Annotated in this window: 23 protein-coding genes; 13 read left to right on the top strand and 10 right to left on the bottom strand. The window is 71.1% G+C overall.

The features are described from left to right. Window positions 1-11: 11 nt before the first annotated feature. The 6 genes from CSC62_RS01705 to CSC62_RS01730 form a co-directional block, all read right to left on the bottom strand. Entirely contained in the window at window positions 12-1,031 is a 1,020-nt protein-coding gene (locus CSC62_RS01705; protein ID WP_162404439.1) for a cupin-like domain-containing protein, read from the bottom strand. Continuing rightward, window positions 1,015-1,722 (bottom strand): SapC family protein, encoded by a 708-nt coding sequence (locus tag CSC62_RS01710; protein ID WP_162404440.1) that lies wholly within the window; start codon window positions 1,720-1,722, stop codon window positions 1,015-1,017. Before CSC62_RS01710 ends, CSC62_RS01705 begins: the two co-directional genes overlap by 17 nt. A gap of 153 nt (window positions 1,723-1,875) precedes the next feature. Beyond that, window positions 1,876-4,854, bottom strand: coding sequence for a TonB-dependent receptor (locus CSC62_RS01715; RefSeq protein ID WP_162404441.1), 2,979 nt, complete (start codon window positions 4,852-4,854; stop codon window positions 1,876-1,878). A 438-nt stretch (window positions 4,855-5,292) separates the two neighbouring features. Next, window positions 5,293-5,769: a tRNA (uridine(34)/cytosine(34)/5-carboxymethylaminomethyluridine(34)-2'-O)-methyltransferase TrmL gene (gene trmL / locus CSC62_RS01720; RefSeq protein ID WP_162404442.1), complete on the bottom strand. Its 477-nt coding sequence runs from the start codon at window positions 5,767-5,769 to the stop codon at window positions 5,293-5,295. A 79-nt stretch (window positions 5,770-5,848) separates the two neighbouring features. Continuing rightward, window positions 5,849-6,274 (bottom strand): hypothetical protein, encoded by a 426-nt coding sequence (locus CSC62_RS01725; RefSeq protein WP_162404443.1) that lies wholly within the window; start codon window positions 6,272-6,274, stop codon window positions 5,849-5,851. A 345-nt stretch (window positions 6,275-6,619) separates the two neighbouring features. Beyond that, window positions 6,620-7,363, bottom strand: a complete 744-nt coding sequence (locus tag CSC62_RS01730; protein WP_162404444.1) for an SDR family NAD(P)-dependent oxidoreductase — start codon at window positions 7,361-7,363, stop codon at window positions 6,620-6,622. Window positions 7,364-7,456: 93 nt separating this feature from the next. On the opposite strand from CSC62_RS01730, the gene CSC62_RS01735 reads away from it, so the two are divergent. From CSC62_RS01735 to CSC62_RS01745, 3 genes are all read left to right on the top strand, one after another. Beyond that, a complete protein-coding gene (locus tag CSC62_RS01735; RefSeq protein ID WP_162404445.1) occupies window positions 7,457-10,315 on the top strand; it encodes a M16 family metallopeptidase in 2,859 nt (952 codons plus the stop codon). A 254-nt stretch (window positions 10,316-10,569) separates the two neighbouring features. Further along, window positions 10,570-10,890 carry a DUF4156 domain-containing protein gene (locus CSC62_RS01740; RefSeq protein ID WP_425501977.1) on the top strand — a complete coding sequence of 107 codons (321 nt, stop codon included), beginning with the start codon at window positions 10,570-10,572 and terminating at the stop codon, window positions 10,888-10,890. Between the two features lie 92 nt (window positions 10,891-10,982). Then, the gene (locus CSC62_RS01745; RefSeq protein ID WP_162404446.1) at window positions 10,983-11,999 is read left to right on the top strand and encodes a 3-oxoacyl-ACP synthase III; all 1,017 of its coding nucleotides are present in this window, start codon (window positions 10,983-10,985) and stop codon (window positions 11,997-11,999) included. A 15-nt stretch (window positions 12,000-12,014) separates the two neighbouring features. On the opposite strand, the gene CSC62_RS01750 is transcribed toward CSC62_RS01745, so the two are convergent. Next, on the bottom strand, window positions 12,015-12,746 hold the full coding sequence (locus tag CSC62_RS01750) for a UPF0149 family protein (protein WP_162404447.1): 732 nt from the start codon (window positions 12,744-12,746) through the stop codon (window positions 12,015-12,017). Between the two features lie 137 nt (window positions 12,747-12,883). On the opposite strand from CSC62_RS01750, the gene CSC62_RS01755 reads away from it, so the two are divergent. Then, window positions 12,884-13,801, top strand: coding sequence for an alpha/beta fold hydrolase (locus CSC62_RS01755; protein WP_162404448.1), 918 nt, complete (start codon window positions 12,884-12,886; stop codon window positions 13,799-13,801). A 7-nt stretch (window positions 13,802-13,808) separates the two neighbouring features. Here the strand turns inward: CSC62_RS01755 and CSC62_RS01760 are convergent, their stop codons facing one another. Beyond that, window positions 13,809-14,237, bottom strand: a complete 429-nt coding sequence (locus CSC62_RS01760; RefSeq protein WP_162404449.1) for a YkgJ family cysteine cluster protein — start codon at window positions 14,235-14,237, stop codon at window positions 13,809-13,811. Window positions 14,238-14,391: 154 nt separating this feature from the next. Here CSC62_RS01760 and oleC point away from each other — a divergent pair, with 154 nt between their 5' ends. From oleC to ubiB, 5 genes are all read left to right on the top strand, one after another. Continuing rightward, window positions 14,392-16,059, top strand: coding sequence for an olefin beta-lactone synthetase (oleC, locus tag CSC62_RS01765; protein ID WP_162404450.1), 1,668 nt, complete (start codon window positions 14,392-14,394; stop codon window positions 16,057-16,059). Continuing rightward, window positions 16,056-17,042, top strand: a complete 987-nt coding sequence (oleD, locus tag CSC62_RS01770) for a 2-alkyl-3-oxoalkanoate reductase (RefSeq protein WP_162404451.1) — start codon at window positions 16,056-16,058, stop codon at window positions 17,040-17,042. The genes oleC and oleD overlap by 4 nt, the downstream gene beginning before the upstream one ends. A 169-nt stretch (window positions 17,043-17,211) precedes the next feature. After that, window positions 17,212-17,370 carry a DUF1328 domain-containing protein gene (locus tag CSC62_RS01775; RefSeq protein ID WP_019399423.1) on the top strand — a complete coding sequence of 53 codons (159 nt, stop codon included), beginning with the start codon at window positions 17,212-17,214 and terminating at the stop codon, window positions 17,368-17,370. 208 nt (window positions 17,371-17,578) lie between these two features. Further along, a complete protein-coding gene (locus CSC62_RS01780; RefSeq protein ID WP_162404452.1) occupies window positions 17,579-18,229 on the top strand; it encodes a ubiquinone biosynthesis accessory factor UbiJ in 651 nt (216 codons plus the stop codon). Continuing rightward, a complete protein-coding gene (gene ubiB, locus CSC62_RS01785; RefSeq protein ID WP_162404453.1) occupies window positions 18,226-19,884 on the top strand; it encodes a ubiquinone biosynthesis regulatory protein kinase UbiB in 1,659 nt (552 codons plus the stop codon). Before CSC62_RS01780 ends, ubiB begins: the two co-directional genes overlap by 4 nt. Before the next feature lie 43 nt (window positions 19,885-19,927). Here the strand turns inward: ubiB and CSC62_RS01790 are convergent, their stop codons facing one another. Further along, on the bottom strand, window positions 19,928-22,702 hold the full coding sequence (locus CSC62_RS01790) for a M16 family metallopeptidase (protein ID WP_162404454.1): 2,775 nt from the start codon (window positions 22,700-22,702) through the stop codon (window positions 19,928-19,930). A 101-nt stretch (window positions 22,703-22,803) separates the two neighbouring features. Here CSC62_RS01790 and CSC62_RS01795 point away from each other — a divergent pair, with 101 nt between their 5' ends. Further along, the gene (locus CSC62_RS01795) at window positions 22,804-23,505 is read left to right on the top strand and encodes a pseudouridine synthase (RefSeq protein ID WP_162404455.1); all 702 of its coding nucleotides are present in this window, start codon (window positions 22,804-22,806) and stop codon (window positions 23,503-23,505) included. 40 nt (window positions 23,506-23,545) lie between these two features. Here the strand turns inward: CSC62_RS01795 and CSC62_RS01800 are convergent, their stop codons facing one another. Continuing rightward, on the bottom strand, window positions 23,546-24,049 hold the full coding sequence (locus CSC62_RS01800) for a DUF2059 domain-containing protein (RefSeq protein ID WP_162404456.1): 504 nt from the start codon (window positions 24,047-24,049) through the stop codon (window positions 23,546-23,548). 72 nt (window positions 24,050-24,121) lie between these two features. Here CSC62_RS01800 and arfB point away from each other — a divergent pair, with 72 nt between their 5' ends. Genes arfB through CSC62_RS01815 form a run of 3 tightly spaced genes read left to right on the top strand, consistent with a single transcriptional unit; the run spans window position 24,122 to window position 26,601 of the window. Continuing rightward, window positions 24,122-24,553: an alternative ribosome rescue aminoacyl-tRNA hydrolase ArfB gene (gene arfB, locus CSC62_RS01805; protein ID WP_162404457.1), complete on the top strand. Its 432-nt coding sequence runs from the start codon at window positions 24,122-24,124 to the stop codon at window positions 24,551-24,553. A 1-nt stretch (window position 24,554) separates the two neighbouring features. Further along, window positions 24,555-25,160 carry a lysophospholipid acyltransferase family protein gene (locus CSC62_RS01810; RefSeq protein WP_162404458.1) on the top strand — a complete coding sequence of 202 codons (606 nt, stop codon included), beginning with the start codon at window positions 24,555-24,557 and terminating at the stop codon, window positions 25,158-25,160. Between the two features lie 7 nt (window positions 25,161-25,167). Then, window positions 25,168-26,601 (top strand): cryptochrome/photolyase family protein, encoded by a 1,434-nt coding sequence (locus CSC62_RS01815; RefSeq protein WP_162404459.1) that lies wholly within the window; start codon window positions 25,168-25,170, stop codon window positions 26,599-26,601. Window positions 26,602-26,631: the final 30 nt, after the last annotated feature.

Raw genomic sequence — 26,631 nt, forward strand, 5'->3', positions numbered from 1 at the left:
GGGTCGGGTACTCAGCGGTTCAGGCGCTGCAGCAGCAGCGCGCGCAGGTGGCGGACGCGTGCCTCGTCCAACGGGGCAAGCACGCGTCGCGCGGGTTCGGGGATATGGCCGGCCACGGTGGCCTGGTCGTAGTCGAAAACGTAGTGGTCGAACACGTCCTTCCAGATCGCGCGCTCCACCGGCGGCAGGTCGCGCACGCACATGATCGCCAGCATCAGGGCGTTCATCGGCGTGTCCATCCATGCCGGCGATTGCCGCCACCAGTAGTTGACCAGCACGTTGAACGGGTCTAGCCCCTCCATGTGGTGCCACCACATGCTCGGGATGAACACCGCGTCGCCCGCTTCCAGCTCCGCCACCCGGGCGTGCCGCAGCGCTTCGGCGAACCTGGGGAAGCGCTCGTGGTCGGGCGCATGGAAATCGACCAGGCTCACCGCCTGGCCGGCCGGGGTGTGGTCGAGCGGGCCGATGTAGAGGTTGGCCAGCTGGTCGGGCGGGAACAGCGTCACCCTGCGCCGACCGGCGACCACGCAGGCCAGGTTGTCCGGCACGTCCTGGTGGGCGGGGATCCGGCTGCGGTTGCCGATCCAGATGCTGGCCAGCGGCTGGCGGTCGCCCAGGTCCAGCGTGTTCTCGGTGCGGAAACCGGGCAGGAAGGTGTCCACGGTGGTGGACGCGACATAGATCGACGGCGGCGCCGGGTCGTGCAGGTACTTGAGCAGGGTGTCCAGTGCCACGGCCAGCGGAACCTGCTCGCGGCGGAAATTGAACTCGGTGATGTCGTCCCGGTAGAACACGCGCCCGGCCTCTTCCGGTGGCGCCACCGTCGCCACCACCGGCATGCCGCCGTGGTCGAAGCGCTTGAGGTACTGGATCGCGGCCTGTGCCGATTCGCGCCCGGCGCGGACCATCGGCCACTGCGCGACCACGCCGCGCAACACCACCGGCTCGGCGGCGCGCAGGACCTCGTCGGGCAGCGACCGCGGGTCGAGGCCGGAGCGCTCGGCGATGGGCTCAGCGACCGGCGGCACGGCGGCGGTTCATCCGCGCGATCAGGTCGGGCAGCCGCGACAGCGAGGCCAGCACCATGTAGATCGGCAGCAGGTGGCCATCGCGCGACAGGCGCTCCAGCGCCGCGCCGTCCAGGGCCTGCAGGCGCGCCTCGTCGACGGTGTGGAAGCCGGCCAGGCGGTTGTCGGAGCCATCATCGAGCCGGACGTCCAGGACGAAGGACTCCAGCAGCTCGTGCCGCAACAGCGCCTGGATGAAGGCCGGCGTGGCGGCGATGCCGTCGTGCAGGGCGAGCAGGATCGACTTGATCCGCTCCAGGAATTCGGTGGCGCCGCCGTAGTCGTGGAACAGTGCCTCGCCGGTGCCGCCGCGCACGCGCGGGTGATCCAGGTCCACGTGGATCAGCCGCTGCTCACCGGAGATGCCGATCAGGAAGGGTTGCCGCTGCACCGAGAGCGGGATGTAGGCCGCGTCCCAGCGTTCGCCCTCGAGGAACAGGTTGGCGCCCTCCTGCAGCCCGAACAGGACCAGCGGATGGAAGCCGCCGGCGGCATCGCGTCCGAACACGATCGGGTAGTGCGCCTGGGCATTGCGGAACTCGCCGGGAAAGGTCGGCGCGGCCATCACATCGTCGCCGAGCGCGGCGCCATGGCCTGCGTCCACGCGCAGGGCACGGTGGTCGACGCTGTTCAGCAGGACGTTGTTGCTCATGGGTTCTTCGGGATTGCGGGGCGGGCCGCTTCGTGCGGCATCGTGCCTTATCGCGTGCCGCCAAGAAAGAAGGAGCCGCCATAGGATCGGCGGCTCCTTCCGCCACGCCGGCCCGGGCAGGGCGCGGCGTGGCCGTGGCGCCTGGGAGGGGCGTCAGAAGCGGTAGCGCACGCCGAACATGTAGCGCGGCCCGGTCTGGGTGGCGAACCGCACCATGTTCTCGTGACGGGCGTGGATCCGCTGCGTCTCGTCGGTGATGTTGATCGCTTCCAGGCTCAGGGTCAGGTTGTCCAGCAGTTCGTAGCTGACGATCGCATCGAGCTGGCCATAGGCCTCGGTCCAGTTCGGGTTGGGCGGAGTGCCACCGCCGCCGATGCCGTTGAGGAACTCGTCGCGCCAGTTGTAGGCCGCACGCACCTGCCAGCGGTTCTTGTCGTAGAACGCCACCAGGTTGGCCGAGTCGCTCAGGCCGACCATCGGGTACTGGGTGCCCAGATCGGCATTGTCGAAGGTCAGGCCCGATTCCACCTTGGTGTAGTTGGCGGCCAGGCCGAAGCCGGAGTCGCCGAACACGTGCTGGAAGTTGATCTCGAAGCCGTCCAGGTGGTCCGAACGCTGGTTGGACGGGGTGGTGATGTCGAACCCGGCCACCGGATCGCCCGGCTGGCCGACGATGCTGCCGGTAGCCTGGCCGGCCGAGTTCTGACCGGTGTAGTTCACGCCCGGCGAACCGGCGTAGTTGGCGAAGATGTAGTCGCGGATGCACGGCAGGTCCGCGGCCGTGCAGCCGCCGTTGCTGATCGCCGCGTTCCAGTACGCGCCGCCCACCGGCGTGTGCAGGGTGAACGGCTCTTCGCGCACGATCGTGTCGCTGATGAAGTTCTCGATGTTCTTGCGGAAGTAGCCGGCCGACACGTAGCTGGCGTCGCCGTAGTACCACTCCAGGGACAGGTCGAAGTTCTTGGACAGCAGCGGTTCCAGCGCGGGGTTGCCGCGGCTGCCGTCGCCGCCGTCCACGCGCACGATGCCGGCCAGGCGCTGGCCGCCCTGGATCTGCTGCCAGCCGGGCCGGCCGATCGTCTCGCTGTAGCTGCCGCGCAGGGTGATCTGGTCGGTTACGTGCAGGGCCAGGTCCAGGTTGGGCAGCACGTAGTCGTACTTGCCTTCCAGTTCGGTGAAGTCCTGGCCCGGCTGGTAGGTCACGTTCAGCTCGTTGGCCGCGTCCCAGGAGATGCCGTTGGCGATGCGCACCAGCGCCGAGGAATCGACCTCGGTCTCCTCGTAGCGCACGCCGACCGCCACGTCCAGCGGCATCGACCAGTCGAAGCTGGTGGTCCACTGCAGGTAGGCGCTCTTGGACTTCTCGGTGGTGCGCAGGTCGTCGGTGAACTCGGTCGGCATCTCGTAGCAGGTCGGGCAGCCGGAAACGTCGATCGCGGCCTGGCGCAGGCGTTCGAAATCGAACACCAGGAACTGGTCGGTCCAGTCCGGATTGCCGCTGTTGCCGAAGCTCTTGAAGTAGCGCGACATGTTGTCGGCCGACCAGATGCTGTCGTCGTAGTCGGCCGGGCTGCCCACGCCGCCCCAGGTGTCGCGCTGCATCACCGCCGAGGCGGTGCGGTTGTTGACCTCGGTGGCCGACACGCCGAAGTCCAGGCCGGAGTAGTCGCCGAACTTGAAGGTGCCGTCGGCCTGGAACTGCTCGACCTCGGACTTGTTGTAGCTGTTCTGGAAGACCGAGCCGGTGACCAGCGCATCGGCGGCCTGCAGCGAGGTCATGCCGGGCGGCAGCTGCACGTTGATGATCGGGATCTCGCCGCTGTAGTCGGTCGTGGTGTTGCCGCGCACGTAGGACGCCACGCCCAGCACGCCGGCCGAGCCGAGCGGGCTGTCGGGGCGCGATTCGGCGCTGGAGTTGTGGTAGTCGAATGCGAGGCTGAGTGCGTCGTTGACCTCCCACTCCACGTTGAAGCCCAGCGAGTCGCCGCTGTTCTTGGTCGCCAGCTGCATGCCGCCCATCGACAGGTCGGCGTTGTTGTATTCCTCTTGGTAGATGATCGGCGCCGAAACCGGGCCGTCGGTCCACGAGCTGTCACCGGCGGTCTGGCTGAACCACACCGACAGTTCGCTGCGCTGCTGCTGGACCTTGTTCTCCATGTAGGCGTAGTCGAGCGTGGCGGTGAGGTTTTCGCTCGGGGCCCACTGCAAGGTCAGCTGGCCGTTGGTGCGCTGGCGCTGCACGCCATTGACGCTGTAGCCGGTGTTCTGCGGGCGCGCGTACACGTCGTCCGGGCCCGGACGGTTGGTGATCCGGTCCGAATAGCCGGTGCCCGGTGCGGGCAGGGCGTTCCAGCTGTTGGAATCGCCGGGGAAAGTGATCCAGCCGTCGGCCACGCTGGCCTGGCTGTAGCCGGACTCGCGCTCCTGGTAGGAGCCGCTGAGCATGATGCCGAACGTGCCGTCGGCGAAGGTCTTGCTGAAGATGCCGGAGACTTCGGGGGTGACCAGCGCGCCGGGGTAGCTGTCCGGCAGGTTGCGCGCCGAGGTGTCGTGCACGGCCTTGAAGCCGATGCTGGCCAGCGGCTCGCGGATTTCCAGCGGGCGGGCGGTCTTGACGTTGATCGTGGCGCCGATGCCGCCGGTGGGCAGCTCGGCTCGGCCGGTCTTGTGCACCTCGATCGCGGCGATCGCCTCGGCGGCGATGTTGGCGAAGTCGAAGGAGCGCGAGTTGGAGGTGCCCGCGCCACCCGGGCCGAGGTTGGACGCCGGCATCTGGCGCCCGTTGAGCAGCACCAGGTTGAAATCGGGGCCGACGCCGCGCACGGTGACCTTGGAGCCTTCGCCGCTGGAGGTGCGGTCGATCGACACGCCGCTGATGCGCTGCAGCGCTTCGGCCAGGTTGGTATCCGGGAACTTGCCGATGTCCTCGGCGACGATGCCGTCGACCACGCCCTGCGAGTCCCGCTTGAGGTTCATGGACGACTGGAGGCTGGCGCGGATGCCGGTGACCACCACGGTGTCGAGTTCGTTGATCTGGTCCTGCTGTTCCTGGGCGACGGTTGGCTGGGCCAGTGCCAGCAGCAGTGCGGACGACAGGAGCCGCTTCCGCGGCACGGCTTGCAGCTGCTTCATGAAAATTCCCTCCCCGGGGTCATGAACGAAAGTTCGAGTTGTCTGTACGGAGACCGCCAGTCCCCGACGGGCCGCATTTGGGCCATGTCTGACAGCGTTGTCAAACGTCAGTGGGGAATAGCAGATAGAACCCGTCGATGTAGCGCTAACATCCCCGAATGTGCTGCTGTGCAGCATGGAATGTGCGCGGACCGCCGGAAGATCCGTCTCAAGCAATTGTTTTTAAAGGAAGTCGCACTGAAGCGCAGCGATTGAAACGATCGTCCGGAGGGTCGCTCCATTGACCTGCGTACGTTGCTCGAAGCGCCTGATCCGCCTTCGTTCGATGACAGCGCTGGAAACCAAGAATGACAACGATGTATACCGCTAACATGCAAAAAAGCAGTTGCACGGCGGGCACTTGGCCGCAGTCTGGCGTACGAAGGAGTACGGAGGGCGCTACAGGCCGCCGGCGAAGCCCGACTGGCGCCAGGCCTCGAACACCACCACGGCCACGGCGTTGGAGAGGTTGAGGCTGCGGTTGCCCGGCCGCATCGGCAGGCGCAGGCGCTGGGCCTCGGGCACGGCATCGAGCACCCCGGCCGGCAGGCCGCGGGTCTCGGGGCCGAACAGGAAGGCGTCGCCGTCGGCATAGGCCGGCTGGTCGTGGCGGACCTGGCCGCGGGTGCTGAGGGCGAACAGGCGGACCGGGCGGATCGCCGCCAGTGCGGTCTCCAGGTCGGGGTGCACCTGCACCCGGGCGAACTCGTGGTAGTCCAGTCCGGCCCGGCGCAGCTGCTTGTCCTCCATCGCGAACCCGAGCGGTTCGATCAGGTGCAGGCGGGCGCCGGTGTTGGCGCACAGCCGGATCACGTTGCCGGTGTTGGGCGGGATCTCGGGCTGGTAGAGCAGTACGTCGAATTCGGGCGCGGGCATCGCGCCATTCTAGTCGTGGCGATGGAGCGCCCCGGTGCGGCGCGGGGCGCCTCCATGCCGGAGCGGGCGGCCGGCACGCTTACGGCTGCACGCTGCGGACCTGGGCGGCCAGGCTCGAGGCCAGCTGGCTGCCCACCTGGGCGACCAGCGCTTCGGCCTGTTCGCGGGCGACGATCGCGGTGCGCTCGGCAAGCTGCTCGGCGGTCGGCCGCACGTACACGGTGGCCAGGTCGACCACCCGCTCGCGCACCGCGGCCAGCGCGTCCAGCTGCGCCAGCGTGGCCCGGTCCGGGCGGACCTGCACCGTCTCCAGGGTGACGATGTGGTCCACGCGCGGGGCGTTGGCCAGCAGTTCGGCCTGCAGGGCGGCGTCGGGACGGACCTGGATGGCCGGCAGGTCGACGATGTGGTCGGCGCGGGCGGGGGAAGCGGCGAGGGCGCTGGGGGCCAGGGTGGCCAGCGACAGGGCGAGGCTCATCGCGGCGGTCAGGGTCTTGGCGTTCATGGGGTGCTCCGGTGTTGTTGATGTGTGGTGTGGTAGTAAAGTAATACACCTAATCAGCAAGTGCAACCATCAGCTGTGCTGCCTGCGGTGTGGTTCAACGGGTGTTCAGTTCCGGCCTTGGCCCCGTTTCGGGGTCGGCTGGATCAACGCAGGACGCGTGCCAACTGCAATGAATTGATTGGAAAGGGTTTTCCAGAAGAATGCAGAGTGTCCGCCGGGCGCGCGGACGTCCGCTCGCCCGGCGGACGGACGCCGGGCCTGGTCGAAATGCGGGCGCGGAGGACTGCCGGAGCGGCGGGGCCCGGAGTGGGCGGTGGCGTTGCGGGTCGGCCCGCGGCGCCGGTCCTACCAGGGCACCGGACGGCCTACGCGGTCCAGGAACAGGCCGCTGTCCTGCGGCCCAAGGCGGTCGAGCGTGGCCAGCAGCCCGGCGACCGCGTCCGCCGCCGCCAGCGGTGCCCGCTCGCCGCCCATGTCGGTGCGGACCCAGCCCGGATGCAGGGCGATCACCCGGATCCCGCGCGGGGCCAGCGCCCGCGCCAGCAGCACGCTGGCCATGTTCTGCGCGGCCTTGCCGATCGCGTAGCTGGGGGTGCGGAACTCGCCGTGGCCGGACAGCGAGCCGATCTCGGAGGACAGGTTGGCCACCACCGCGCCCGGCCGGGCGCCGTCGCCGTCGCCGTCGGCCAGCCACGGCGCCAGCGCCTGGGTCAGCAGGAATGGGCCGGTCGCATTGGTGCGCAGGCTGGCGTCCAGGTCCGATTCGGCGACCTGGCCGAAGCGCTCGCCGCCGTGCAGCAGGCCGGCATTGTTGAGCAGCAGGCCCAGGCGCGCGCCGTCGAGCACCAGCGGAAGTTCGCGCACCAGCTCGTCGCGGCTGCGCGCACTGGCCACGTCCAGCGGTAGCACGTGCAGGCGGCCGGGGTGCTCGCCGGCCAGGGCGTTGAGGGCGGCCGCCTTCCCGGGCTGGCGGCAGGTGGCGACCACCCGCTCGCCCCGCGCCAGCAGCTGGCGTACGAATTCCAGGCCGAGGCCGCGGTTGGCCCCGGTGACCAGGCAATGGCGCGTGGCTGGGTTCGCTTCCGGCATGGCACCGCTCCGGACCGGCATGGCTTGTGGCCTAGTGTAAAGCGCGGGGGGGCTCGCTAGGATCGGCCGACTTACCCTCCAAGGAGCGTCACCATGACCGTATCCCGCAGGCCACGCACGGCCGCCCTGGTCCTGGCCATCACCGCATCGCTCGGCGCCGCCGCCTGGCTGCCGCAGGCCGTGGCCGCCCCGCGGGCGCCGGCCGCCGCCCAGGCGCTGATCCCCTACGAGGAATTCACCCTGCCCAACGGCCTGCGGGTGGTGGTGCACACCGACCGCAAGGCGCCGATCGTGGCGGTCAACATCTGGTACCACGTCGGCAGCAAGGACGAGCCCGGCGGCCGCAGCGGCTTCGCCCACCTGTTCGAGCACCTGATGTTCAACGGCTCGGAGAACCACCAGGGCGAGTATTTCGAGCCGTTCGAACTGGTGGGCGCCACCGACATGAACGGCACCACCTGGCTCGACCGCACCAACTACTTCCAGAATGTACCGACCACCGCGCTGGACATGGCCCTGTGGATGGAATCGGACCGCATGGGCCACCTGCTCGGCGCGATCGACCAGAAGACCCTGGACGAGCAGCGCGGCGTGGTCCAGAACGAGAAGCGCCAGGGCGAGAACCAGCCCTACGGCCAGGCCGACGACGAGATCTACCGCGCGCTGTACCCGAAGGGCCACCCGTACCACCACAGCACGATCGGCTCGATGAACGACCTCGACGCCGCCTCGCTGGAGGACGTCAAGCAGTGGTTCCGCGCCTGGTACGGCCCGAACAACGCGGTGCTGGTGCTGGCCGGCGACATCGACCTGGCCACCGCCAAGGAAAAGGTGGCGCGCTACTTCGGCGACATTCCCGCCGGCCCGACCCTGGAGCGGGTCCAGGCCGGCCCGGTCAAGCGCCAGGCTTCCCGCGCGACCATGACCGACAAGGTCCCGCAGGCGCGCATCTACCGCGCCTGGAGCGTGGCCGACTACGGCAACGCCGACCTCGACCGCCTGACCCTGCTCAGCCAGGTGCTGGGCGGCAGCAAGAGTTCGCGCCTGGACCGCCGGCTGGTGTTCGACGAGAAGCTGGTCGACAAGGTCAGCACTTACGTGCAGCCGTTCGAGCTGGCCTCCACCTTCTACGTCACCGCCGACGTCAAGCAGGGCGTGGACCCGGCCAAGGTCGAGGCGATCCTGGACGAGGAGATCGCCCGGCTGTTGGCCGAAGGCCCGACCGCGGCTGAACTCCAGCAGGCGCAGACCGTGATCAAGGCGCAGGTGGTGCGCGGGGTGGAGCGGATCGGCGGCTTCGGCGGCAAGGCCGACGCCTTGGCCGAGTGCGCGGTCTACACCGGCAACCCGGGCTGCTACCGCGACAGCCTGGCCACGCTCGAGCGCGCGACCGCGTCCGAAGTGCAGCAGGCCGGCCGCAGCTGGCTGGGCAACGGTTCCCACACCCTGGTGGTGCTGCCGGGCGAGCGCACCGTGCTGGAGGAGGAGCCGTCGCCGACCCCGGCACCGTTCGTCCTGCCCAAGCCGGATCCGAAGTTCAAGGCGGCCAAGGCCACGGTCGACCGCAGCACCGGCGTGCCGATGCCCGACAGCTTCCCCGAGCTGAAATTCCCGGCGCTGGAGCGGGCCACCCTGGGCAACGGCACCCGGGTGATCCTGGCCCGCCGCGACGCGGTGCCGGTGGTGCAGTTCAGCTACGAGTTCAAGGGCGGTTTCGCCGCCGACCTGGGCCGCAAGCTGGGCACCTCCAGCTTCACCATGTCGATGCTGGACGAGGGCGCCGGTGCGCTGGACGCGCTGGAGTTCGCCAATCGCGCCGAATCGCTGGGCGCGGCCCTGGGCGCCGGCGCCTCGCTGGACGGTGGCAACGCCTACCTGTCGGCGCTGAAGGAGAACCTGGACCCGTCGCTGGACCTGTTCGCCGACATGCTGCGCCAGCCGCGCTTCGAGCAGAAGGAGATCGACCGCGTCCGCGCGACCTGGATCGCCGGCATCGCCCAGGAGAAGGCGCGCCCGAACGGCGCCGCCCAGCGCGTGCTGCCGCCCCTGCTGTACGGCGCCGGCCATCCCTACGCGATCCCGTTCAGCGGCACCGGTACCGAGGCCTCGATCGCCTCGCTGACCCGCGACGACCTGGCCGCCTTCCACCGCCAGTGGGTGCGCCCGGACGACGCCACTCTGATCGTGGTCGGCGACACCACCCTGGCCGAGGTCGTGCCGCTGCTGGAGAAGCACTTCGGCGACTGGAAGGCCGAGGGCGAAGCCGCCGCCGCGGCGGCGATCCCGGCGGTGCAGCGGCCGGCCAAGCCGACCGTGTACCTGATCGACCAGCCCGGCGCGGTCCAGGCCACGATCCTGGCCGGCCAGGTGGTGCCTTCGACCAAGGACGCGCAGACGATCAAGTTCGACTTCGCCAACTCGGTGCTGGGCGGCGAGTTCTCCTCGCGCCTGAACATGAACCTGCGCGAGGACAAGCACTGGGCCTACGGCGCCTACAGCTTCGCCTCCGGCGCCCTCGGCCAGCGGCCGTGGATGGCCTTCGCCCCGGTCCAGATCGACAAGACCGCCGAGTCGCTGGCCGAGCTGGACCGCGAGGTGCGTGAGTACGCCAGCGGCAAGACCCCGCCGACCGCGGCCGAGGTGGCCAAGATCCAGGCCACCGAGATCCGCAGCCTGCCCGGCGCCTACGAGACCGGGCGGGCGGTGATGGGCACCATCGGCGGCCTGGTCCGCTACGACCGTCCGGACGATTACGTGTTCCGGCGCAAGGCCGAGATCGAGTCGCTGACCGTGGACCAGGTGAAGCAGGCCGCGGCGACCCTGGACCCCGACAAGCTGGTCTGGGTGGTGGTGGGCGACCTCAAGCAGGTCGAGCAGCCGGTGCGCGCGCTGGGCCTGGGGGAGGTCAAGGTGGTGGACGCCGACGGCAAGCCGGTGGCCGTGAAGAAGTGAGCCATGCGCGTGCGCCGGCCCCCGAGCCGGCGCATGCGTACCCGCTGCCCGCGTGCTTTACGCTTCTCCTGTAGGAGCCGGTCTTGCCGGCGACCGTGGAGGCGGACGCATCAATGGCGCCCGGTTTCACGCAGACGCCTCCGCCATGGCGGTCGCCGGCAAGACCGGCTCCTACAATGGCGCTTCGCTACGATGACGTTCATCCCACGGCCGGCAGCCTTGGCTCCGCCGACCGCCCACTCCGGACCCCGACCATGACCCTGCGCCTCCCCGTCCTGCTCGTCCTCGCCCTGCCTCTGGCCGCCTGCACCTGGGTCCCGCTGAAGCCGGAGGCCAAGGCGGTGCGCGTGATCCCGGCCGGCGCGGCCCCGGCCGGCTGCACCCGGCTGGGCGAGATCGAAGTCTCGGTCAAGGACAGCGTGGCCTTCTACGAGCGCAACGCGGTCAAGGTCCGCGACGAGCTGGAAACCCTGGCCCGCAACGAGGGGCCGGGCCTGGGCGCCAACGTCCTGCAGCCGCTGGGCGAGCCGGCCGGCGGCAGCCAGCGCTTCGCCGGCTGGCGCTGTTCTCCCTGACCGCGTCCGCGCCGATCCGTACGTAAAGGTGCGGTGAAGGCGGCCAACCGGTAGAATCCTCGGTCCTTTCGCCCCACCGGCGCGGTCAAGCCATGCTTTTCAAGAACGTCTCCATCGCGGGGCTGGCGCACGTGGATGCGCCGCACACCCTGACCTCGCAGGAAATCAACGAGCGGCTGAAGCCGACCCTGGACCGCCTCGGCATCCGGGTCGACGTGCTGGGCGACATCGCCGGGATCCACGCCCGCCGCCTGTGGGACCACGACGTCCAGGCCTCGGACGTGGCCACCCTGGCCGCGCGCAAGGCCCTGGACGACGCCGGCGTCGGCGTGGACAAGGTCGGCCTGCTGGTCAACACCTCCGTCAGCCGCGACTACCTGGAGCCGTCCACCGCCTCGATCGTGTCCGGCAACCTGGGCGTGGGCGACGAGTGCATGACCTTCGATGTCGCCAACGCCTGCCTGGCCTTCATCAACGGCATGGACATCGCCGCGCGCATGCTCGAGCGCGGCGAGATCGACTACGCCCTGGTGGTGGACGGCGAGACCGCAAACCTGGTCTACGAGAAGACCCTGGAGCGGATGACCTCGCCGGACGTGACCGAGCAGCAGTTCCGCGACGAGATGGCCGCCCTGACCCTGGGCTGCGGCGCCGCCGCGATGGTCCTGGCCCGCCGCGAGCTGGTCCCGGACGCGCCGCGCTACAAGGGCGGGGTGACCCGCTCGGCCACCGAGTTCAACCAGCTGTGCCGCGGCAACTTGGACCGCATGGTCACCGACACCCGGATGCTGCTGATCGAGGGCATCAAGCTGGCGACCAAGACCTTCGCCGCGGCCAAGGTCGCGCTGGGCTGGGCGGTGGAGGAGCTGGACCAGTTCGTGATCCACCAGGTCAGCCGCCCGCACACCCAGGCCTTCATCAAGTCGCTGGGCGTGGACCCGAAGAAGGTCATGACCATCTTCGGCGAGCACGGCAACATCGGCCCGGCCTCGGTGCCGATCGTGCTGAGCAAGCTCAAGGAGCTGGGCCGCCTGAAGAAGGGCGACCGGATCGCCCTGCTGGGCATCGGCTCGGGGCTGAACTGCTCGATGGCCGAGGTGGAGTGGTAGCAGGGCGTCCCTGCCTCACTCCACCCCGCAGCACTTCTTGTACTTCTTCCCGCTGCCGCAGGAGCACGGATCGTTGCGGCCGGGGACGTCCTCGCGGCGGATCGGTTCGCGCGGGGTCAGCGCATGCACGCGGTGGTGGTTGAGGTCAGCCAGCATCGAGGGCAGCTCGACGACGATCGCCAGGCGCTCGCGATAGCCGACGGGCGTGGCCGGCGCGTCCGGGTCCTCGGGGTCGATCGCCTCGCCGCTGGCCAGGCGGTCGAGCTGGTCGAAGATCTCCTCGATCCAGTCGTGCTCGTCCAGCCACTGGTCCCATTCCTGCTCGCGCAGCATCACCGCGGTGAAGAAGCCCAGCGCCCAGTCGCGGCCGACGTCGAGTTCGTCCTCGTGCAACGCCTGCTCGCCGGTCAACTCCGGATCCTCGGGTAGCCACAGCAGCGGGGCCAGGTGGTCGGGCAGGGTGTCGCCGTCGTGGCGCGCACGCGCGGCGCACATGTTCCAGTGGCCCGTCAGCAACTGCTGGACCTGGGCGGCCTCCTCCTCGCTGTCCCAGCGCGGCGGCTGGCCGCCCCAGACCCGCGGCTGCCATTCGCCGAGCGGTATTTCCGAGGGCGCCACCACCAGGGCCGAGAGGAAGCCGTCCAGCGCTTCCAGGTTGAGGCCCTTGAACGGCACGGCGCGCTGTTCGAGCAGTCCGGACAGGCGCTCGATCTGGGTGTCGTCTAGATAGGGCAGGGGCGTGGTCATGGCAGCGAGGCGGTGGGGCGGGCGTGCATGGTAGTCGCTGGCGTGGCCGACGGGGGCGCCGCAGCGCCTGCCGCCGTGGGCCGGCCGCCGTCTGCGCTGGCCTACAATGCGCGGTTTCCGCGCGAAGCTCCCCGACCGTGTCCCAGTTTCCCGGCTACCCCACCCAGCCCCGGCGCTTCGAAGTCCGCCCCGGCATCGCCATGTCCTATCTGGACGAGGGCCCGCGCGACGGCGAGGTGGTGGTCGCCTTGCACGGAAATCCGTCGTGGAGCTACTACTGGCGCACGCTGGTGGCGGGGCTTTCGGACAGGTACCGGGTGATCGTGCCCGACCACGTCGGCATGGGCCTGTCGGACAAGCCCGACGACCGCCCGACCGCCGCGCCGCGCTACGACTACACCCTGCAGTCGCGGGTCGACGACCTGGAAGCGCTGCTGCGCCACGCCGGCGTCGACGACGCCACCCCGGTGACCCTGGCGGTGCACGACTGGGGCGGGATGATCGGCTTCGGCTGGGCGCTGGCGCACGCGGCGCAGCTGAAGCGGCTGGTGATCCTCAACACCGCCGCGTTCCCGATGCCGGCGGCCAAGGCGATGCCCTGGCAGATCGCGCTGGGCCGGGACTATTTCGTCGGCGAGGTGGTGATCCGCGCGTTCAACGCGTTCTCGGCCGGGGCCTCGTGGCTGGGCGTGGAGCGCAGGATGCCGGCGGACGTGCGCCGCGCCTACGTGGCCCCGTACGACTCGTGGAAGAACCGGATCTCCACCATCCGCTTCATGCAGGACATCCCTTTGTCGCCGAAGGACGCGGCCTGGCCGTTGCTGGAGGCGGCGGGCAAGGCCTTGCCGTCGTTCGCCGACCGGCCGGCGTTCATCGGCTGGGGGCTGAAGGACTTCGTGTTCGACCGCCATTTCCTCGAGCGCTTCCGCGCCGACCTGCCGCAGGCGCAGGTGCATGCGTTCGAGGACGCTGGCCACTACGTGCTCGAGGACAAACACGAGGTGCTGGTGCCGGCGATCCGCGCGTTCCTGGACGCGCATCCGCTGCAGGACTGATCCCGCCTCACGCCGCGATCGGCGTCACCGGCGGCGAGGACGGGCTGTTGCCGTTGTCGTCGGGATGGCCGTCGTCGTTGCCGGCGTCGTCGCGCCAGCGCCAGTCGGCCGGGCCCAGCGCCGGCAGGCCGTGGGCCTCGCGCGCGCGGTCGCACTGCGAGCTGGCCACGCCGTACTCCCAGGACGCGTCCACCTCGCGGCAGACCGAGGGCCGGCTGGGATGGATGCTGCAGCGCGAGTACACCCCGATCTCCGCATCCAGGGCCACGCAGCGGATCGGCGGGGCGTAGGTGCCGCGCATGCACAGCCGGTGCGCGTCCAGGCGCTCGGTCAGCGCCGCCGGCACGCCGCCTTCGGTGGATTCGTCCGACTCCATCCAGTGGAAGGCGACGCGGTACTGCGTGCAGCAGGCGCCGCAGGTCAGGCAGGGATGCATGGCGGGGCCGGCCCGTGGTGGCGGCGGGGAGCGGTGCGGGCCGCCATTTTTTTCCGGCCGCGGGCGCCACGCAAGGGGCAGGCAGGGGCTCGCCTCCGCCATGCCGCGGAGCCCGGACGGCCCGCGGCATCCGGCCGCGGGCGATAATCCCCGGATGACCGAACCCTGCAACATCGCCGCCGCGCTGCCGCGGCTGGCGGCCGAACGCCCGCGCCAGGCGGCGATCCGCTGCCCCGGCCGGCGCGCGCCCGGCGGCGGCCTGGCCCGCTACGACGTGGTCCTGGACTACCGCAGCCTGGATGCGCGCAGCGACGCGATCGCCGCCGGCCTGGCCGCCTACGGCATCGGCCGCGGCACCCGCACCGTGGTGATGGTGCGGCCGTCGCCGGAGTTCTTCCTGCTGATGTTCGCCCTGTTCAAGGCCGGCGCGGTGCCGGTGCTGGTCGATCCGGGAATCGACCGGCGCGCGCTGAAGCAGTGCCTGGACGAGGCCCGGGCCGAGGCCTTCATCGGCATCCCGCTGGCGCACGTGGCGCGCCGGCTGCTGGGCTGGGCGCGTTCTGCCACGAGGCTGGTCACGGTCGGCCGCCGTCTCGGCTGGGGCGGGACCACCCTGTCCACGGTCGAGCGCGCCGGGGCCGGCACCGGGCCGCAGCTGGCCACCACCGCGCCGGACGAGGTGGCCGCGATCCTGTTCACCAGCGGCTCGACCGGGGTGCCCAAGGGCGTGGTCTACCGCCACCGCCATTTCCTCGCCCAGATCGAGATGATGCGGCGGGCCTTCGGGATCGAGCCGGGCGGAGTGGACCTGCCGACCTTCCCGCCGTTCGCGCTGTTCGATCCGGCCCTGGGCCTGACCTCGGTGATCCCGGACATGGACCCGACCCGGCCGGCGCAGGCCGATCCGCGCCGCCTGCACGACGCGGTCTGGCGCTTCGGCGCGACCCAGCTGTTCGGCTCGCCGGCGCTGATGCGTGTGCTCGCCGACCATGGCCGGCCTTTGCCCACCCTGCGCCGGGTGACCTCGGCTGGGGCGCCGGTGCCGCCGGAGGTGGTCGAGCGGATCGTCGCCCTGCTGCCGGAGGACGCCCAGTTCTGGACGCCCTACGGCGCCACCGAATGCCTGCCGGTGGCGGTGATCGAAGGCCGCGAGCTGCAGGCCACCCGCGCCGCGACCGAGGCCGGCGCCGGCACCTGCGTCGGCCGCCCGGTGGCGCCGAACCAGGTGCGGATCATCGCCATCGACGATGGCGCCATCGCCGACTGGAGCGGCGTGCGCGAGCTGGCGCCCGGCGAGGTGGGCGAGATCACCGTGGCCGGGCCCACCGCCACCGACAGCTACTTCAATCGCGAGGCCGCCACCGCCGCGGCCAAGATCCGCGAGCGCCTGGGCGATGGCGAAGAACGCGTCGTCCACCGCATGGGCGACGTCGGCTACTTCGATCCGGAAGGCCGGCTGTGGTTCTGCGGGCGCAAGACCCAGCGGGTGGAGACGGCCGACGGCCCCTTGCATACCGAGCAGGTCGAGCCGGTGTTCAACGTCCATCCTCAGGTGCGGCGCACCGCCCTGGTCGGGGTCGGCGCGGCGGGCACGCAGCGGCCGGTGCTGTGCGTGGAACTGGCCGCCGGGGCGCCCGCCGGCGAGTTCGCGCGGATCGAGGCCGAGCTGCGTGAACTCGGCGCGCGCCATCCGCACACCGCGCGGATCGAGCGTTTCCTGCGCCATCCGGGCTTCCCGGTGGACATTCGCCACAACGCCAAGATCGGCCGCGAGAAGCTCGCGCAATGGGCCGCGGCGCGCATCGCAGGAGGCAAGCCATGAGGATCCTGGTCACCGGCGGCGGCGGCTTCCTCGGCCTGGCCCTGTGCCGCGGCCTGCGCGAACGCGGCCACGAGGTGGTGAGCTTCCAGCGCAGCCATTCGCCGCCGCTGGCCGCCCTGGGCGTGGGCCAGGTGCGCGGCGACCTGGCCGATGCGAACGCGGTCCTGCACGCGGCCAACGGCGTGGACGCGGTGTTCCACAACGCCGCCAAGGCCGGCGCCTGGGGCAGCTACGACAGCTACCACCAGGCCAACGTGGTCGGTACCCGCAACGTGCTCGCCGCCTGCCGCGCGCATGGCATCGGCCGCCTGGTTTATACCTCCACGCCCAGCGTCACCCACCGCGCCACCCATCCGGTCGAGGGCCTGGGCGCGGACGAGGTGCCTTACGGCGAGGATTTCCAGGCGCCCTACGCCGCGACCAAGGCGATCGCCGAGCAGGAAGCGCTGGCGGCCAACGACGCCACCCTGGCGGTGGTGGCCCTGCGTCCGCGGCTGATCTGGGGCCCCGGCGACAGCAACATCCTGCCGCGCCTGGTCGAGCGCTCGCGCGCCGGGCGGCTGCGCATCGTCGGTTCCGGCGACAACCGGGTCGACACCACCTACATCGACAACGCCGCCCAGGCGCACTTCGATGCGTTCGAACACCTGCGGCCCGGCGCGGCCTGCGCCGGCAAGGCCTATTTCATCTCCAATGGCGAGCCCCTGCCGATCCGCGAGGTACTCAATCGCCTGCTGGCGGCGGCGGGCGCACCGCCGGTGACCCAATCCATTTCCTTCAAGGCCGCCTACCGCATCGGCGCGGTGTGCGAACGGCTGTGGCCCCTGCTGCGCCTGCGCGGCGAGCCGCCGATGACCCGCTTCCTGGCCGAGCAGCTGAGCACCGCCCACTGGTACAGCATGGAACCTGCGCGGCGCGACTTCGGCTACGTGCCGGCGGTGTCGTTCGAGGAAGGGTTGCGACGGCTGGCAGCCTCGCTGTAACGCGAGGAGCGAACACAAGGGCGCGGCGCCGGCCCGGTCCGCCGCGGCCCTGCCGCTGGCAGCCGATCGTTCATGCCGCCACCACGCCGCCGTCACCCGGCCACCACCGCGGCTGTCCCAACATGCGCCCAACGCCGGACCAGCGGCGCACCACAGGGATGAAACCACCATGCTCCATTACGCCGTCGTCTTCTTCGTCATCGCCGTCATCGCCGCCTTGCTGGGTTTCAGCGGCATCGCCGGCGCGGCCACCAACATCGCCTGGATCCTGTTCGTCGTGTTCCTGATCCTGGGCGCGATCTCGCTGCTGCGCGGCCGGCGCGTCTAGCGCACTGAACCCCCCGCTCCACCCGGGCATGCCGCCCGGGGAATGGCGGATTCGAATCTCCAGGTTCGAAGCTGACTGGAATGCACCACCGCTCCGCCGTGGATGCACCGGCGGGGCGGTGGCAGGGAGGCAACGGAAACGGGCGGGACCCAGGTCCCGCCCGTTTCCTTTTCCGCCGCGCGTATTTCCCGGCCGGTAGAATGCCGCCATGCCCACGCCCTTCGATGCCCTCAAGCCGCTGGCCGGACGCGCCCTGGAAGCGGCGTTGAACCGCGCCGTGGCGCTGGACCCCGATACCCGCGACGCCCTGACCCCGCTGGATGGCCGCCGGGTGTCGCTGACCCTGGAATCGCCGCCGCTGGCGCTGGAGATCGGCGTGCACCGCGGTTGGTTGCAGGTCGGGCCGCCGGTGCGCGAGGCCGACCTGGCCGTGCGCGGCAGCATCGGCGGCCTGCTCGGGCAGTTGCCGTTCTTCGCCCAGGCCGCCGCCCGCGGCCGTCCGTCCGGGCGCCTGCACGTGTCCGGCGACGCCGCCCTGGCGCAACGGCTGCAGAGGCTGGCCGCCGGCTTCGATCCGGACTGGCAGCAGCCGTTCGTATCGGCGTTCGGCGAGGTGATCGGGGTGCAGCTGGCCAACGCCGCGGCCGCCGCCCTGCGCGGCGCGCGCCAGGCCGCCGGCGACCTGGTCCGTTCCGGCGCCGAATACCTCACCGAGGAATCGCGCGACGTGGTCGCCCGGGCCGAACTGGCCGCGTTCAACGACGACGTCGACGCTTTGCGCGACGACGTCGAGCGGATCGCCGCGCGCGTGGCCCGGTTGCGGCTGCCGGCCGCGCCGGTGCGGGAGCCGGGCGCATGAAGGCCGCCCTGCGCGCCTGGCGGATCGGCCGGGTGGTCCTGCGCTACCGCCTGGACGACCTGCTCGACGACACCCCGGCCGAGCGCTGGCTGCGGCTGGGCAAGCCGTTCGTGCCGCGCGCCACCGCCGAGGTGGCTGCGCAGCCGCGCGGCGCGCGCCTGCGCCTGGCCCTGCAGGAACTGGGGCCGATCTTCGTCAAGTTCGGGCAGATCCTGTCCACCCGCCGCGACCTGGTCCCGGCCGACATCGCCGAGGAGCTGGCCCTGCTGCAGGACCAGGTCGCCCCATTCGACGGCGACGCGGCGCGGCTGATCGTGGAGCAGGCGCTGGGCCTGCCGGTGACCGAAGCCTTCGCCGCGTTCGACACGGTGCCGCTGGCCTCCGCGTCGATCGCCCAGGTCCACGCCGCGCGCCTGCACGATGGCCGCCAGGTCGTGGTCAAGGTGCTGCGCCCGCGCATAGAGAAGCAGATCGCGTCAGACATCGCCCTGCTGCGTTCGCTGGCCGCGCTGGTCGACCGCACCCATCCCAACGCCGACAAGATCCGTCCGCAGGCGGTGGTCGCCGAGATCGAGACCACCCTCGCCGCCGAGCTGGACCTGCAGCGCGAGGGCGCCAACGCCAGCGTGATGCGCCGCTTCTGGAAGGACTCGCCGGACCTGTACGTGCCGGAGGTGATCTGGTCGCACACCGCCCAGCGTGCGCTGACCATGGAGCGGGTCAGCGGCATCCCGTCCGACGACATCGCCGCGCTGGACGCGGCCGGCATCGACCGCAAGGTACTGGCGGCCAAGGGCGTGCGGGTGTTCTACACCCAGGTGTTCCGCGACAACTTCTTCCACGCCGACGCCCACGCCGGCAACATCTGGGTGGACGACGATCCGGCGCGGCGACACGACCCGCGCTTCATCGCCCTGGACTTCGGCATCGTCGGCCAGCTGTCCTCGCAGGACCAGTACTACCTGGCCGAGAACTTCATGGCGATCTTCCACCAGGACTACCGGCGCATCGCCGAGCTGCACGTGGAGGCGGGCTGGATGCCGGCCACCGTGCGCATCGACGAGCTGGAGGCCGCCGCGCGCGCGGTGTGCGAGCCGTACTTCACCCGGCCGCTGAGCGAGGTCTCGCTGGCGCAGGTGCTGGCCAAGCTGTTCCGCACCGCCCAGCGCTACGAGCTGACCCTGCAGCCGCAGCTGATCCTGCTGCAGAAGACCCTGCTCAACATCGAGGGCGTCGGCCGCCAGCTCGACCCGCGCCTGGACATCTGGGCGGTGGCGCGGCCGGTGCTGGAGCGGATCCTGCGCGAGCGCTACAGCCCGCGCAGGCTCTGGCGCGAGTTCGGCAAGCGCGTGCCGGAGCTGATGACCCGCGCCCCGGACATGCCGCGGCTGATGCACGCCTGGCTGGAGCAGCAGGTCGCCGGCCGGCACGCGGTGGACGTGCGTTCGGGCGACATCGCCGAGCTGGCGCGGACCCTGCAGATCATGCAGAGGCGCTCGGTCGCGGCGATCCTCGGCGTGGGCCTGTTGCTGGTGGCGGCGGTGCTCTATGGCCTGGAGGCCGGCGGCCCGCGGCTGTTCGGCGTGCCTTTGTCGGCCTGGGTCGCCGGCATCGGCGGCCTGTGGGCGATCCTGGCGGCCTTGCCGCGGCGCTAGGCCGGCGGCGCGGCGACACCCGCCGCCCCGCCGATGCGCGCCATCACTGCGCCGGCTTCTCCCCCGCGGCGAAATCGCCGGCGGCGATCACCGTCAGCTGCTCGGGCTTCAGGTGCCTGCGGATCGCGGCGTTGACCTGGTCCAGGGTCAGGGCGCGGTACTTGTCGTCCAGTCCGGCGGTGAAGGCCATGGTCCGCCCGAAGAACAGTTGGTCCTGGAGCATCCCCGAGACCGTGCCGTCGTTGCCGCGTCCCTGCTCGCGCTCGGTCAGCAGCCCGGAGACGGCGTCGCGCAGTTCCTCGGCGGTGATGCCCTCGGCCACCAGCCGCGCCAGTTCCTCGCGCACCGCCGCCTCGACCTTGTCGACGTTCTGCGGCGCGGCGATGGCCTGGATCGAGAAGCTGCCCGAATCGTCCTTGCCGGTGCGGCTGTCGTCGGCGCTGATGCCGCTGGAGACACCGTAGCTGAGGCCTTCCTTCTGGCGGATGCGGTCGCCCAGCCGCGACTTCAGCGCGCCGCCGCCGAACACCCGGTTGGCCACCACCAGCGCCGGGTAGTCCGCGTCGGTCACGCGCAGGGCGAGGTTGTGGCGGGCCAGGAGCACCGCATTGGGCTTGTCCGGCGCGGCCAGGCGCTGGTCCAGCGGCGCCACCGCGGTGTAGGCGGTAGCGATGGACGCGTACGGATGGCTGCTGCGCCAGCCGGCGAACAGTTCGTGCAGCTGTCGCTTGACTGCGGCCGGATCGAAGTCGCCGACGATGGCGATCTCGCCGTCGGCGGTGCCGTAGAAGTCGCGGTGGAACGCGACCAGGTCCTCGCGCCGCAGCGCGCGCACGGCGGCCAGGGACTCGTCCAGGTCCAGTGCGTGCAGCGGATGGCCCGCCGGCCACGGGTCGAAGTGCCGCGACAGCGCCCGGCCGGCGATGCTGCCCGGTTCCTGGCGCGAGGCTTCCAGGCTGGTGACGATCTGCAGCCGCAGCTGCTCGAATTCGCTTTCGGGGAACGCCGGCTCGCGCAGCAGCGAGGCCATCAGCGCCAGCGCTTCGGGCAGCTGTTGGCGGCGGCTCTGCAGCGACAGGGTCGCCGCCTGCAGGTTGCCGCCGACGCTGCCCTGGGTCTGCAGTTCCTCCAGCCTGCGGTCGATCCCGACGCGGTCGAGGCCGCGCGAGCCGCGCATCAGCATCGCCCCGGTGAGGCTGGAGGCGACGTCGCGGCCGCGCAGCGAGCTCTCGTCGCCGAAGTGGAACACGCCGTTGACCACCACCGTGCCGCCGCGGGTGCGCTTGGGCAGCAGGGCGACCTTCAGGCCATCGCCCAGGACCAGGCGCTCGGTGCGCGATTCGATGTTCGCCGGGCTGGGATCGAACTGCTCGCCGGCCTCCACCGCCGCGCGCCCGGTGTAGCCGGCGACCACGCCGGCCGCCGCCGGCGCGGCCGGGATCTCCACCCGGTCCGGCGCCTCGGTCGGGACGAAGCGGCCGAGGGTGCGGTTGCTCGGGCGCAGGTAGGTGGCGGCCACCCGGTTCACGTCCTCGGCGCTCACCTTGGCGATGGCGTCGCGGCTGGTGAACAGCAGCCGCCAGTCGCCGGCGGCAAGGAACTCGGACAGGCCCATGCCGACCGCGTTGACGTCGGTGAAGTAGAGCTCGTAGGCGTTGGCGATGCGCTGCTGGGCCTGGGCGACCTCCTCGGCGGTGACCGGGTGCTTGGCCAGGTCCTCGAGCTGGGCCAGCAGCACGTCCTGCGCCTTCTGCGGATCGCCGTCCCTGGGTTGCACCGCCACCGCGGTCAGCAGGCCGGCGTCGGCCAGGCCCTCGGCGCCGGCGCCGGTGCCGGCGGCGATCCGGGTTTCCACCAGGGCCTTGTGCAGGCGCCCGCCGGGGGTGTGCCCGAGCACGTTGGCCAGCACCGCCAGCGCGGCGTTGTCGGCATGGGTGCGGGCGGGGATGTGGTAGGCGGCGGCGACCAGGCGCAGGTCGCCGACCCGGCGCACGGTGACCTCGCGCTCGCCGTCCTGCGCCGGCTCCAGGGTGTACAGGCGCGGCAGCGCGGCGGCCGGCTTCTTCAGCGCGCCGAATGCCGCCTGCACCTTGCGCAGCACCACGGCCGGGTCGATCCGTCCGGCCACCACCAGGGTGGCGTTGTCCGGCCGGTACCAGGTCCGGTAGAACGCCTGCAGCTGGCCGATGTCCACGCCCTCCACGTCCGAGCGCGCGCCGACCGTGGAATTGCCGTAGTTGTGCCAGAGGAAGGCGGTCGAGCGCAGGCGCTGGAACAGCACCCCGGCCGGGTTGTTCTCGCCGGCCTCCAGCTCGTTGCGGACCACGGTCATCTCGCTGTCCAGGTCGGCCTTGGCCACCCGCGAGTTGAGCATGCGGTCGGCCTCCATCTTCAGCACCCAGTCCAGGGTCTCGTCGCTGGCCGGGAAGGAGGCGAAGTAGTTGGTGCGGTCCAGCGAGGTGGTGGCGTTGAAGGCGATGCCGCGTCGCTTCATCTCGCCGCTGATGTCGTCGTGGCGCGGCGTGCCCTTGAACAGCAGGTGCTCGAGCAGGTGGGCCATGCCGGTCTGGCCGTAGTTCTCGTGCACCGAGCCGACCTGGTAGGTCAGGTTCACGGTTACCGTGGGCTTGCTCGCATCGGGGAACAGCAGTACCCGCAGGCCGTTGCCCAAGGTGTATTCGCTGATGCCTTCGATGCTGGGGCCGGTGACCACGCCCTTGGGCAGGGCGGGCGCCTGCGCGGAGGCGGGCAGGGAAGCGCCGGGCAGGACGAGTGCGAACGCCAGAGCGAGTGCGAGAATCTGCTTACTGGGGATCATCCGTGGTCTCCAATGGGATCGACCGGCGGTCGCGCCGGCCGGGCGAGTTTCGCAGATGCCGCCGCGTCGCGCAGGCGGGCACTCCGTGCGGTGGAGGATGGATGCAGGTGCAATTGCCGGTGCTGTATGCGGACGAATGGCTGGCGGTGGTCGACAAGCCGGCGGGATTGATGGTGCACGACAGCGCGCTGGCCGCCGACGAGACCGACTTCGCCGCCGACCGCCTGCGCGCGCAGTTCGGCCGCCCGATCCACCTGGTCCATCGCCTGGATCGCGCTACCAGCGGCTGCCTGCTGCTGGCCTTCGACCGCGACAGCGCCTCGGCGCTGGGCAAGGCGGTGATGGCCCAGCAGCTGGACAAGCGCTACCTGGCGGTGTGCCGCGGTTGGCCGGAGGAGGACTTCGTAATCGACCACCCGCTCGATGGCGGCCCCGGCAAGCCGCAGAAAAAGCCGGCGCAGACCCGCTTCCGGCGCCTGGCCACGGGCGAACTGGACGAACCTTCGGCCGGCTTCGACACCTCGCGCTACGCGCTGCTCGAATGCGCGCCGCTGACCGGCCGCTTCCGCCAGATCCGCCGCCACCTCAAGCACGCCTCGCATCACCTGATCGGCGACACCAGCCATGGCGACGGCCGCCACAACCGCGCCTTCCGCATGCGCGGAGTGCACCGGATGCTGCTGCACGCGTGGATGCTGGGCTTCCCGCATCCGCGGGACGGGCGCGAGGTGCGGGTGGCGGCACCGCCTTCGGGCGAGCTCGTCAAGGCGATGGAGCTGTTCGGCTGGCGCCTGCCGGACTAGCGCCCGCCAGGCCAGCAACGACCGGGCAGGCGTGGCCGGCTCACTCGGTCGCCTTGGCCTTGGCCTTCTCGATCGTGGCGATGCGCTCGCCCATGGCGATCATCTCCGGGCCGACCAGTTCGCCGACGGCGGCCATCACGTTCTCCATCAGCCGTGGCTGCCGGTCGAGCACGCGCTGCCCGGCGGGGCTTTCGTAGAAGGCGATCATCGCCTCCACGTCCTCGCCGTCGTAGGTCTTGCGGTAGATGTCCATGTACAGCGGCTGCAGCCGTTCCCAGCCGAGCATCCGCTGCAGGGAGGCGCGCGACTCGGCGAGCGCGGCACGCACCGCCTTCTGCTTCTCGACGTTGCTGTCGCCTGCCAGGGCACGGGTGACCATCTGTTCCTGCGCCGCCTCGATCTGCGGCAGCATGCGTTCGGTGTCGCGCTGCACCCGCATCACCTCCAGCAGATGCTCCAGGCGGTCGTCGCTGGGCGGCGCCGCCAGCACGGGGAGGGGCAACGTGGCGAGCAGCAGGGCAAGGGCGGTGCGGAACGCGGGCATGGCAGCCTCCATGGCTTCGGGACCGGGCGATCCTACCGCAGCCGTGACCCCCGCCTCCCGTACAATCCGGCCATGTCCGCCGATGCCATTCCTGTCGGTCCCGATCTGGCGATCCCGGAAACGGAGATCGTAGAGCGCTTCGTGCGCGCCAGCGGCGCCGGCGGGCAGAACGTCAACAAGGTCTCCACCGCGGTCGAACTGCGCTTCGACATCGCCGGGTCGCCTTCCCTGCCCGAGCCCCTGCGCGCACGCCTGCTGGCCCGCCGCGACCGCCGGATCACCGACGAGGGCGTGCTGGTGATCGAGGCCCAGCGCTTCCGCACCCAGGACCGCAACCGCCAGGACGCGCGCGAGCGGCTGGCGGCGTTCGTCGCCGCCGGGCTGTCGGTACCCAAGCCGCGGGTGCAGACCAAGCCCACCCGCGGCTCGCAGCAAAGGCGCCTGCAGGGCAAGCGCGAGCGCGGCGAGATCAAGCGCGGCCGCGGCACCCGCGACTGGGACTGACATGGCCGACGAACGCCTATTGCTGCCGGCGATCCCGCCGAACATGCCGCAGCTGCCGGCGCGGCGCCGGTTCTCGCGCTGGCTCGGCCGCAGCGTGCTGCGCCTGGGCGGCTGGCGGGTGGTCGGCGAGCTGCCGGACATCCCCCGGCTGGTGCTGATCGCCGCGCCGCATTCGTCCAACTGGGACGGGATCTGGGGCATGGCGGCGAAGATGGCGCTGGGCTTCGACGTGCGCGTGCTCGGCAAGGCCTCGCTGTTCTGGTGGCCCTTGTCGCTGGTCTTGCACCGGCTGGGGGTGATCCCGGTCGACCGCAATCGCGCCCAGGGCGTGGTCGCGCAGGCGGTGGAACTGGTCCGGCAATCGCCGCGGATGTGGTTCGCGCTGGCGCCGGAGGGCACGCGCAAGCCGGTCGAGCACTGGAAGCCCGGGTTCTGGAAGATCGCCGACGGCGCCGGGGTGCCGATCCTGATGGCCTATTTCCACTATCCGGACAAGACCATCGGCATCGGCCCGCTGTTCCATACCAGCGGCGACCTGCAGGCGGACATGGCCGCGATCCGCGCCTGGTACCGCCCGTGGCAGGGCAAGAACCGCGGCACGGTCTGAGGCGCACATGGGCGCGGCTCTGGTCTGGTTCCGCGACGACCTGAGGCTGGACGACCAGCCGGCCCTGCGCGCGGCGCTGGACCGCGGCCTGCTGCCGATCCCGGTCTACATCCACGCCCCGGAGGAAGAGGGCGCGTGGGCGCCGGGTGCGGCCTCGATGGCCTGGCGCCGGCGCTCGCTCGAAGCGCTGGCGGCCGAGCTGGAGCGGCGGGGATCGCGCCTGCTTTTGCTGCACGGCCCCAGCCTGGGCACGTTGCGGGCGGTAGCCGCGCTCACCGGCGCCGAGGCGGTGCTGTGGACCCGCCGCTACGAGCCGGCGGTGGAGCAGCGCGACGCCCGGATCAAGCGCGAGCTGCGCCGCGAGGGCCTGCATGCGGAAAGCTTCAACGGCGCCTTGCTGTTCGAGCCGTGGGAGCTGGCGACCAAGCAGGGCGACCCGTACCGGGTGTTCACCCCGTTCTGGAAGTCGGCGCTGGCGTCCTGGCGCGCGCTTTCCACCTGGGAGGCGCCGGCACGGCTGCCTTCGCCCGATGCGGTCGACGCGCCGCACGGGGTGCCGCTGGACCACGTGCTGCCGGCGCCGCGGCCGGAATGGGACGCCGGCTTCTGGCGAAGGTTCGCGCCAGGCGAGGCGGGGGCGCGGCAGGCGCTGGCGCGCTTCCTCGACGGGGCGGTGCAGGGCTACGCGTATAACCGCGATTTCGCCGCCGAGGCGGGGACCTCGCGGCTGTCGCCGCACCTGCACTTCGGCGAGGTCTCGGTGCGGCGGGTGGCCGCGACGGTGCTCGATGCCGGCGGCGTGATCGCCGCCGCCGACCGCGAACGTTTCCTGGCCGAGCTGGGCTGGCGCGAGTTCGCCCACCACGTGCTGCACCACTACCCGCAGGTGCCCGAGCGCGACCTCGATCCGCGCTTCGCGGATTTCCGCTGGGCGCGGCCCCTGCGGGCGAAGCTGCAGGCCTGGCAGCAGGGCCGCACGGGGGTGCCGATCGTGGATGCCGGCATGCGCGAGCTGTGGCATACCGGCTGGATGCACAACCGGGTGCGGATGATCGCGGCCAGCTGGCTGACCAAGCACCTGCGCATCCACTGGTCGCACGGCGCGCGCTGGTTCTGGGACACCCTGGTCGATGCCGACCTGGCCAACAACACCCAGGGCTGGCAGTGGACCGCCGGCACCGGCGCCGACGCAGCGCCGTACTTCCGGGTGTTCAACCCGGTGAGCCAGGCGCGGAAGTTCGACCCGGACGGCAGTTACATCGCGCGCTGGGTGCCGGAGCTGGCGTCGCTGCCGCCGGCGGCGCGGTTCGCGCCGTGGGAGCAGCCGGAGCTGCTGCGCCGGCACGCGCCGGACTATCCCCCGCAGCCGCAGGTGGACCTGGCCGAGGGCCGCGCCGCCGCCCTGGCCGCGTTCGCCCAGCTGCGCCGCGCGCCCGTGTAGGCGCAACCCCCGCCCTCACCGCGCAGACAC

The organism is Pseudoxanthomonas jiangsuensis (genome assembly GCF_010093185.1).
GTDB classification, from domain to species: Bacteria; Pseudomonadota; Gammaproteobacteria; order Xanthomonadales; family Xanthomonadaceae; genus Pseudoxanthomonas; species Pseudoxanthomonas jiangsuensis.

Bases quoted from the DNA above. Each gene is read 5' to 3' on its own strand.
- CSC62_RS01730 (WP_162404444.1), bottom strand. From the start codon at position 7,363: ATGCCGGAAGCGAACCCAGCCACGCGCCATTGCCTGGTCACCGGGGCC.
- CSC62_RS01780 (WP_162404452.1), top strand. From the start codon at position 17,579: ATGCCCACGCCCTTCGATGCCCTCAAGCCGCTGGCCGGACGCGCCCTG.
- CSC62_RS01760 (WP_162404449.1), bottom strand. From the start codon at position 14,237: ATGCATCCCTGCCTGACCTGCGGCGCCTGCTGCACGCAGTACCGCGTC.
- CSC62_RS01775 (WP_019399423.1), top strand. From the start codon at position 17,212: ATGCTCCATTACGCCGTCGTCTTCTTCGTCATCGCCGTCATCGCCGCC.
- CSC62_RS01800 (WP_162404456.1), bottom strand. From the start codon at position 24,049: ATGCCCGCGTTCCGCACCGCCCTTGCCCTGCTGCTCGCCACGTTGCCC.
- CSC62_RS01790 (WP_162404454.1), bottom strand. From the start codon at position 22,702: ATGATCCCCAGTAAGCAGATTCTCGCACTCGCTCTGGCGTTCGCACTC.
- CSC62_RS01815 (WP_162404459.1), top strand. From the start codon at position 25,168: ATGGGCGCGGCTCTGGTCTGGTTCCGCGACGACCTGAGGCTGGACGAC.
- CSC62_RS01740 (WP_425501977.1), top strand. From the start codon at position 10,570: ATGACCCTGCGCCTCCCCGTCCTGCTCGTCCTCGCCCTGCCTCTGGCC.
- CSC62_RS01745 (WP_162404446.1), top strand. From the start codon at position 10,983: ATGCTTTTCAAGAACGTCTCCATCGCGGGGCTGGCGCACGTGGATGCG.
- oleC (WP_162404450.1), top strand. From the start codon at position 14,392: ATGACCGAACCCTGCAACATCGCCGCCGCGCTGCCGCGGCTGGCGGCC.
- CSC62_RS01795 (WP_162404455.1), top strand. From the start codon at position 22,804: ATGCAGGTGCAATTGCCGGTGCTGTATGCGGACGAATGGCTGGCGGTG.
- CSC62_RS01735 (WP_162404445.1), top strand. From the start codon at position 7,457: ATGACCGTATCCCGCAGGCCACGCACGGCCGCCCTGGTCCTGGCCATC.
- CSC62_RS01750 (WP_162404447.1), bottom strand. From the start codon at position 12,746: ATGACCACGCCCCTGCCCTATCTAGACGACACCCAGATCGAGCGCCTG.
- arfB (WP_162404457.1), top strand. From the start codon at position 24,122: ATGTCCGCCGATGCCATTCCTGTCGGTCCCGATCTGGCGATCCCGGAA.
- CSC62_RS01810 (WP_162404458.1), top strand. From the start codon at position 24,555: ATGGCCGACGAACGCCTATTGCTGCCGGCGATCCCGCCGAACATGCCG.
- CSC62_RS01710 (WP_162404440.1), bottom strand. From the start codon at position 1,722: ATGAGCAACAACGTCCTGCTGAACAGCGTCGACCACCGTGCCCTGCGC.
- ubiB (WP_162404453.1), top strand. From the start codon at position 18,226: ATGAAGGCCGCCCTGCGCGCCTGGCGGATCGGCCGGGTGGTCCTGCGC.
- CSC62_RS01725 (WP_162404443.1), bottom strand. From the start codon at position 6,274: ATGAACGCCAAGACCCTGACCGCCGCGATGAGCCTCGCCCTGTCGCTG.
- CSC62_RS01715 (WP_162404441.1), bottom strand. From the start codon at position 4,854: ATGAAGCAGCTGCAAGCCGTGCCGCGGAAGCGGCTCCTGTCGTCCGCA.
- trmL (WP_162404442.1), bottom strand. From the start codon at position 5,769: ATGCCCGCGCCCGAATTCGACGTACTGCTCTACCAGCCCGAGATCCCG.
- oleD (WP_162404451.1), top strand. From the start codon at position 16,056: ATGAGGATCCTGGTCACCGGCGGCGGCGGCTTCCTCGGCCTGGCCCTG.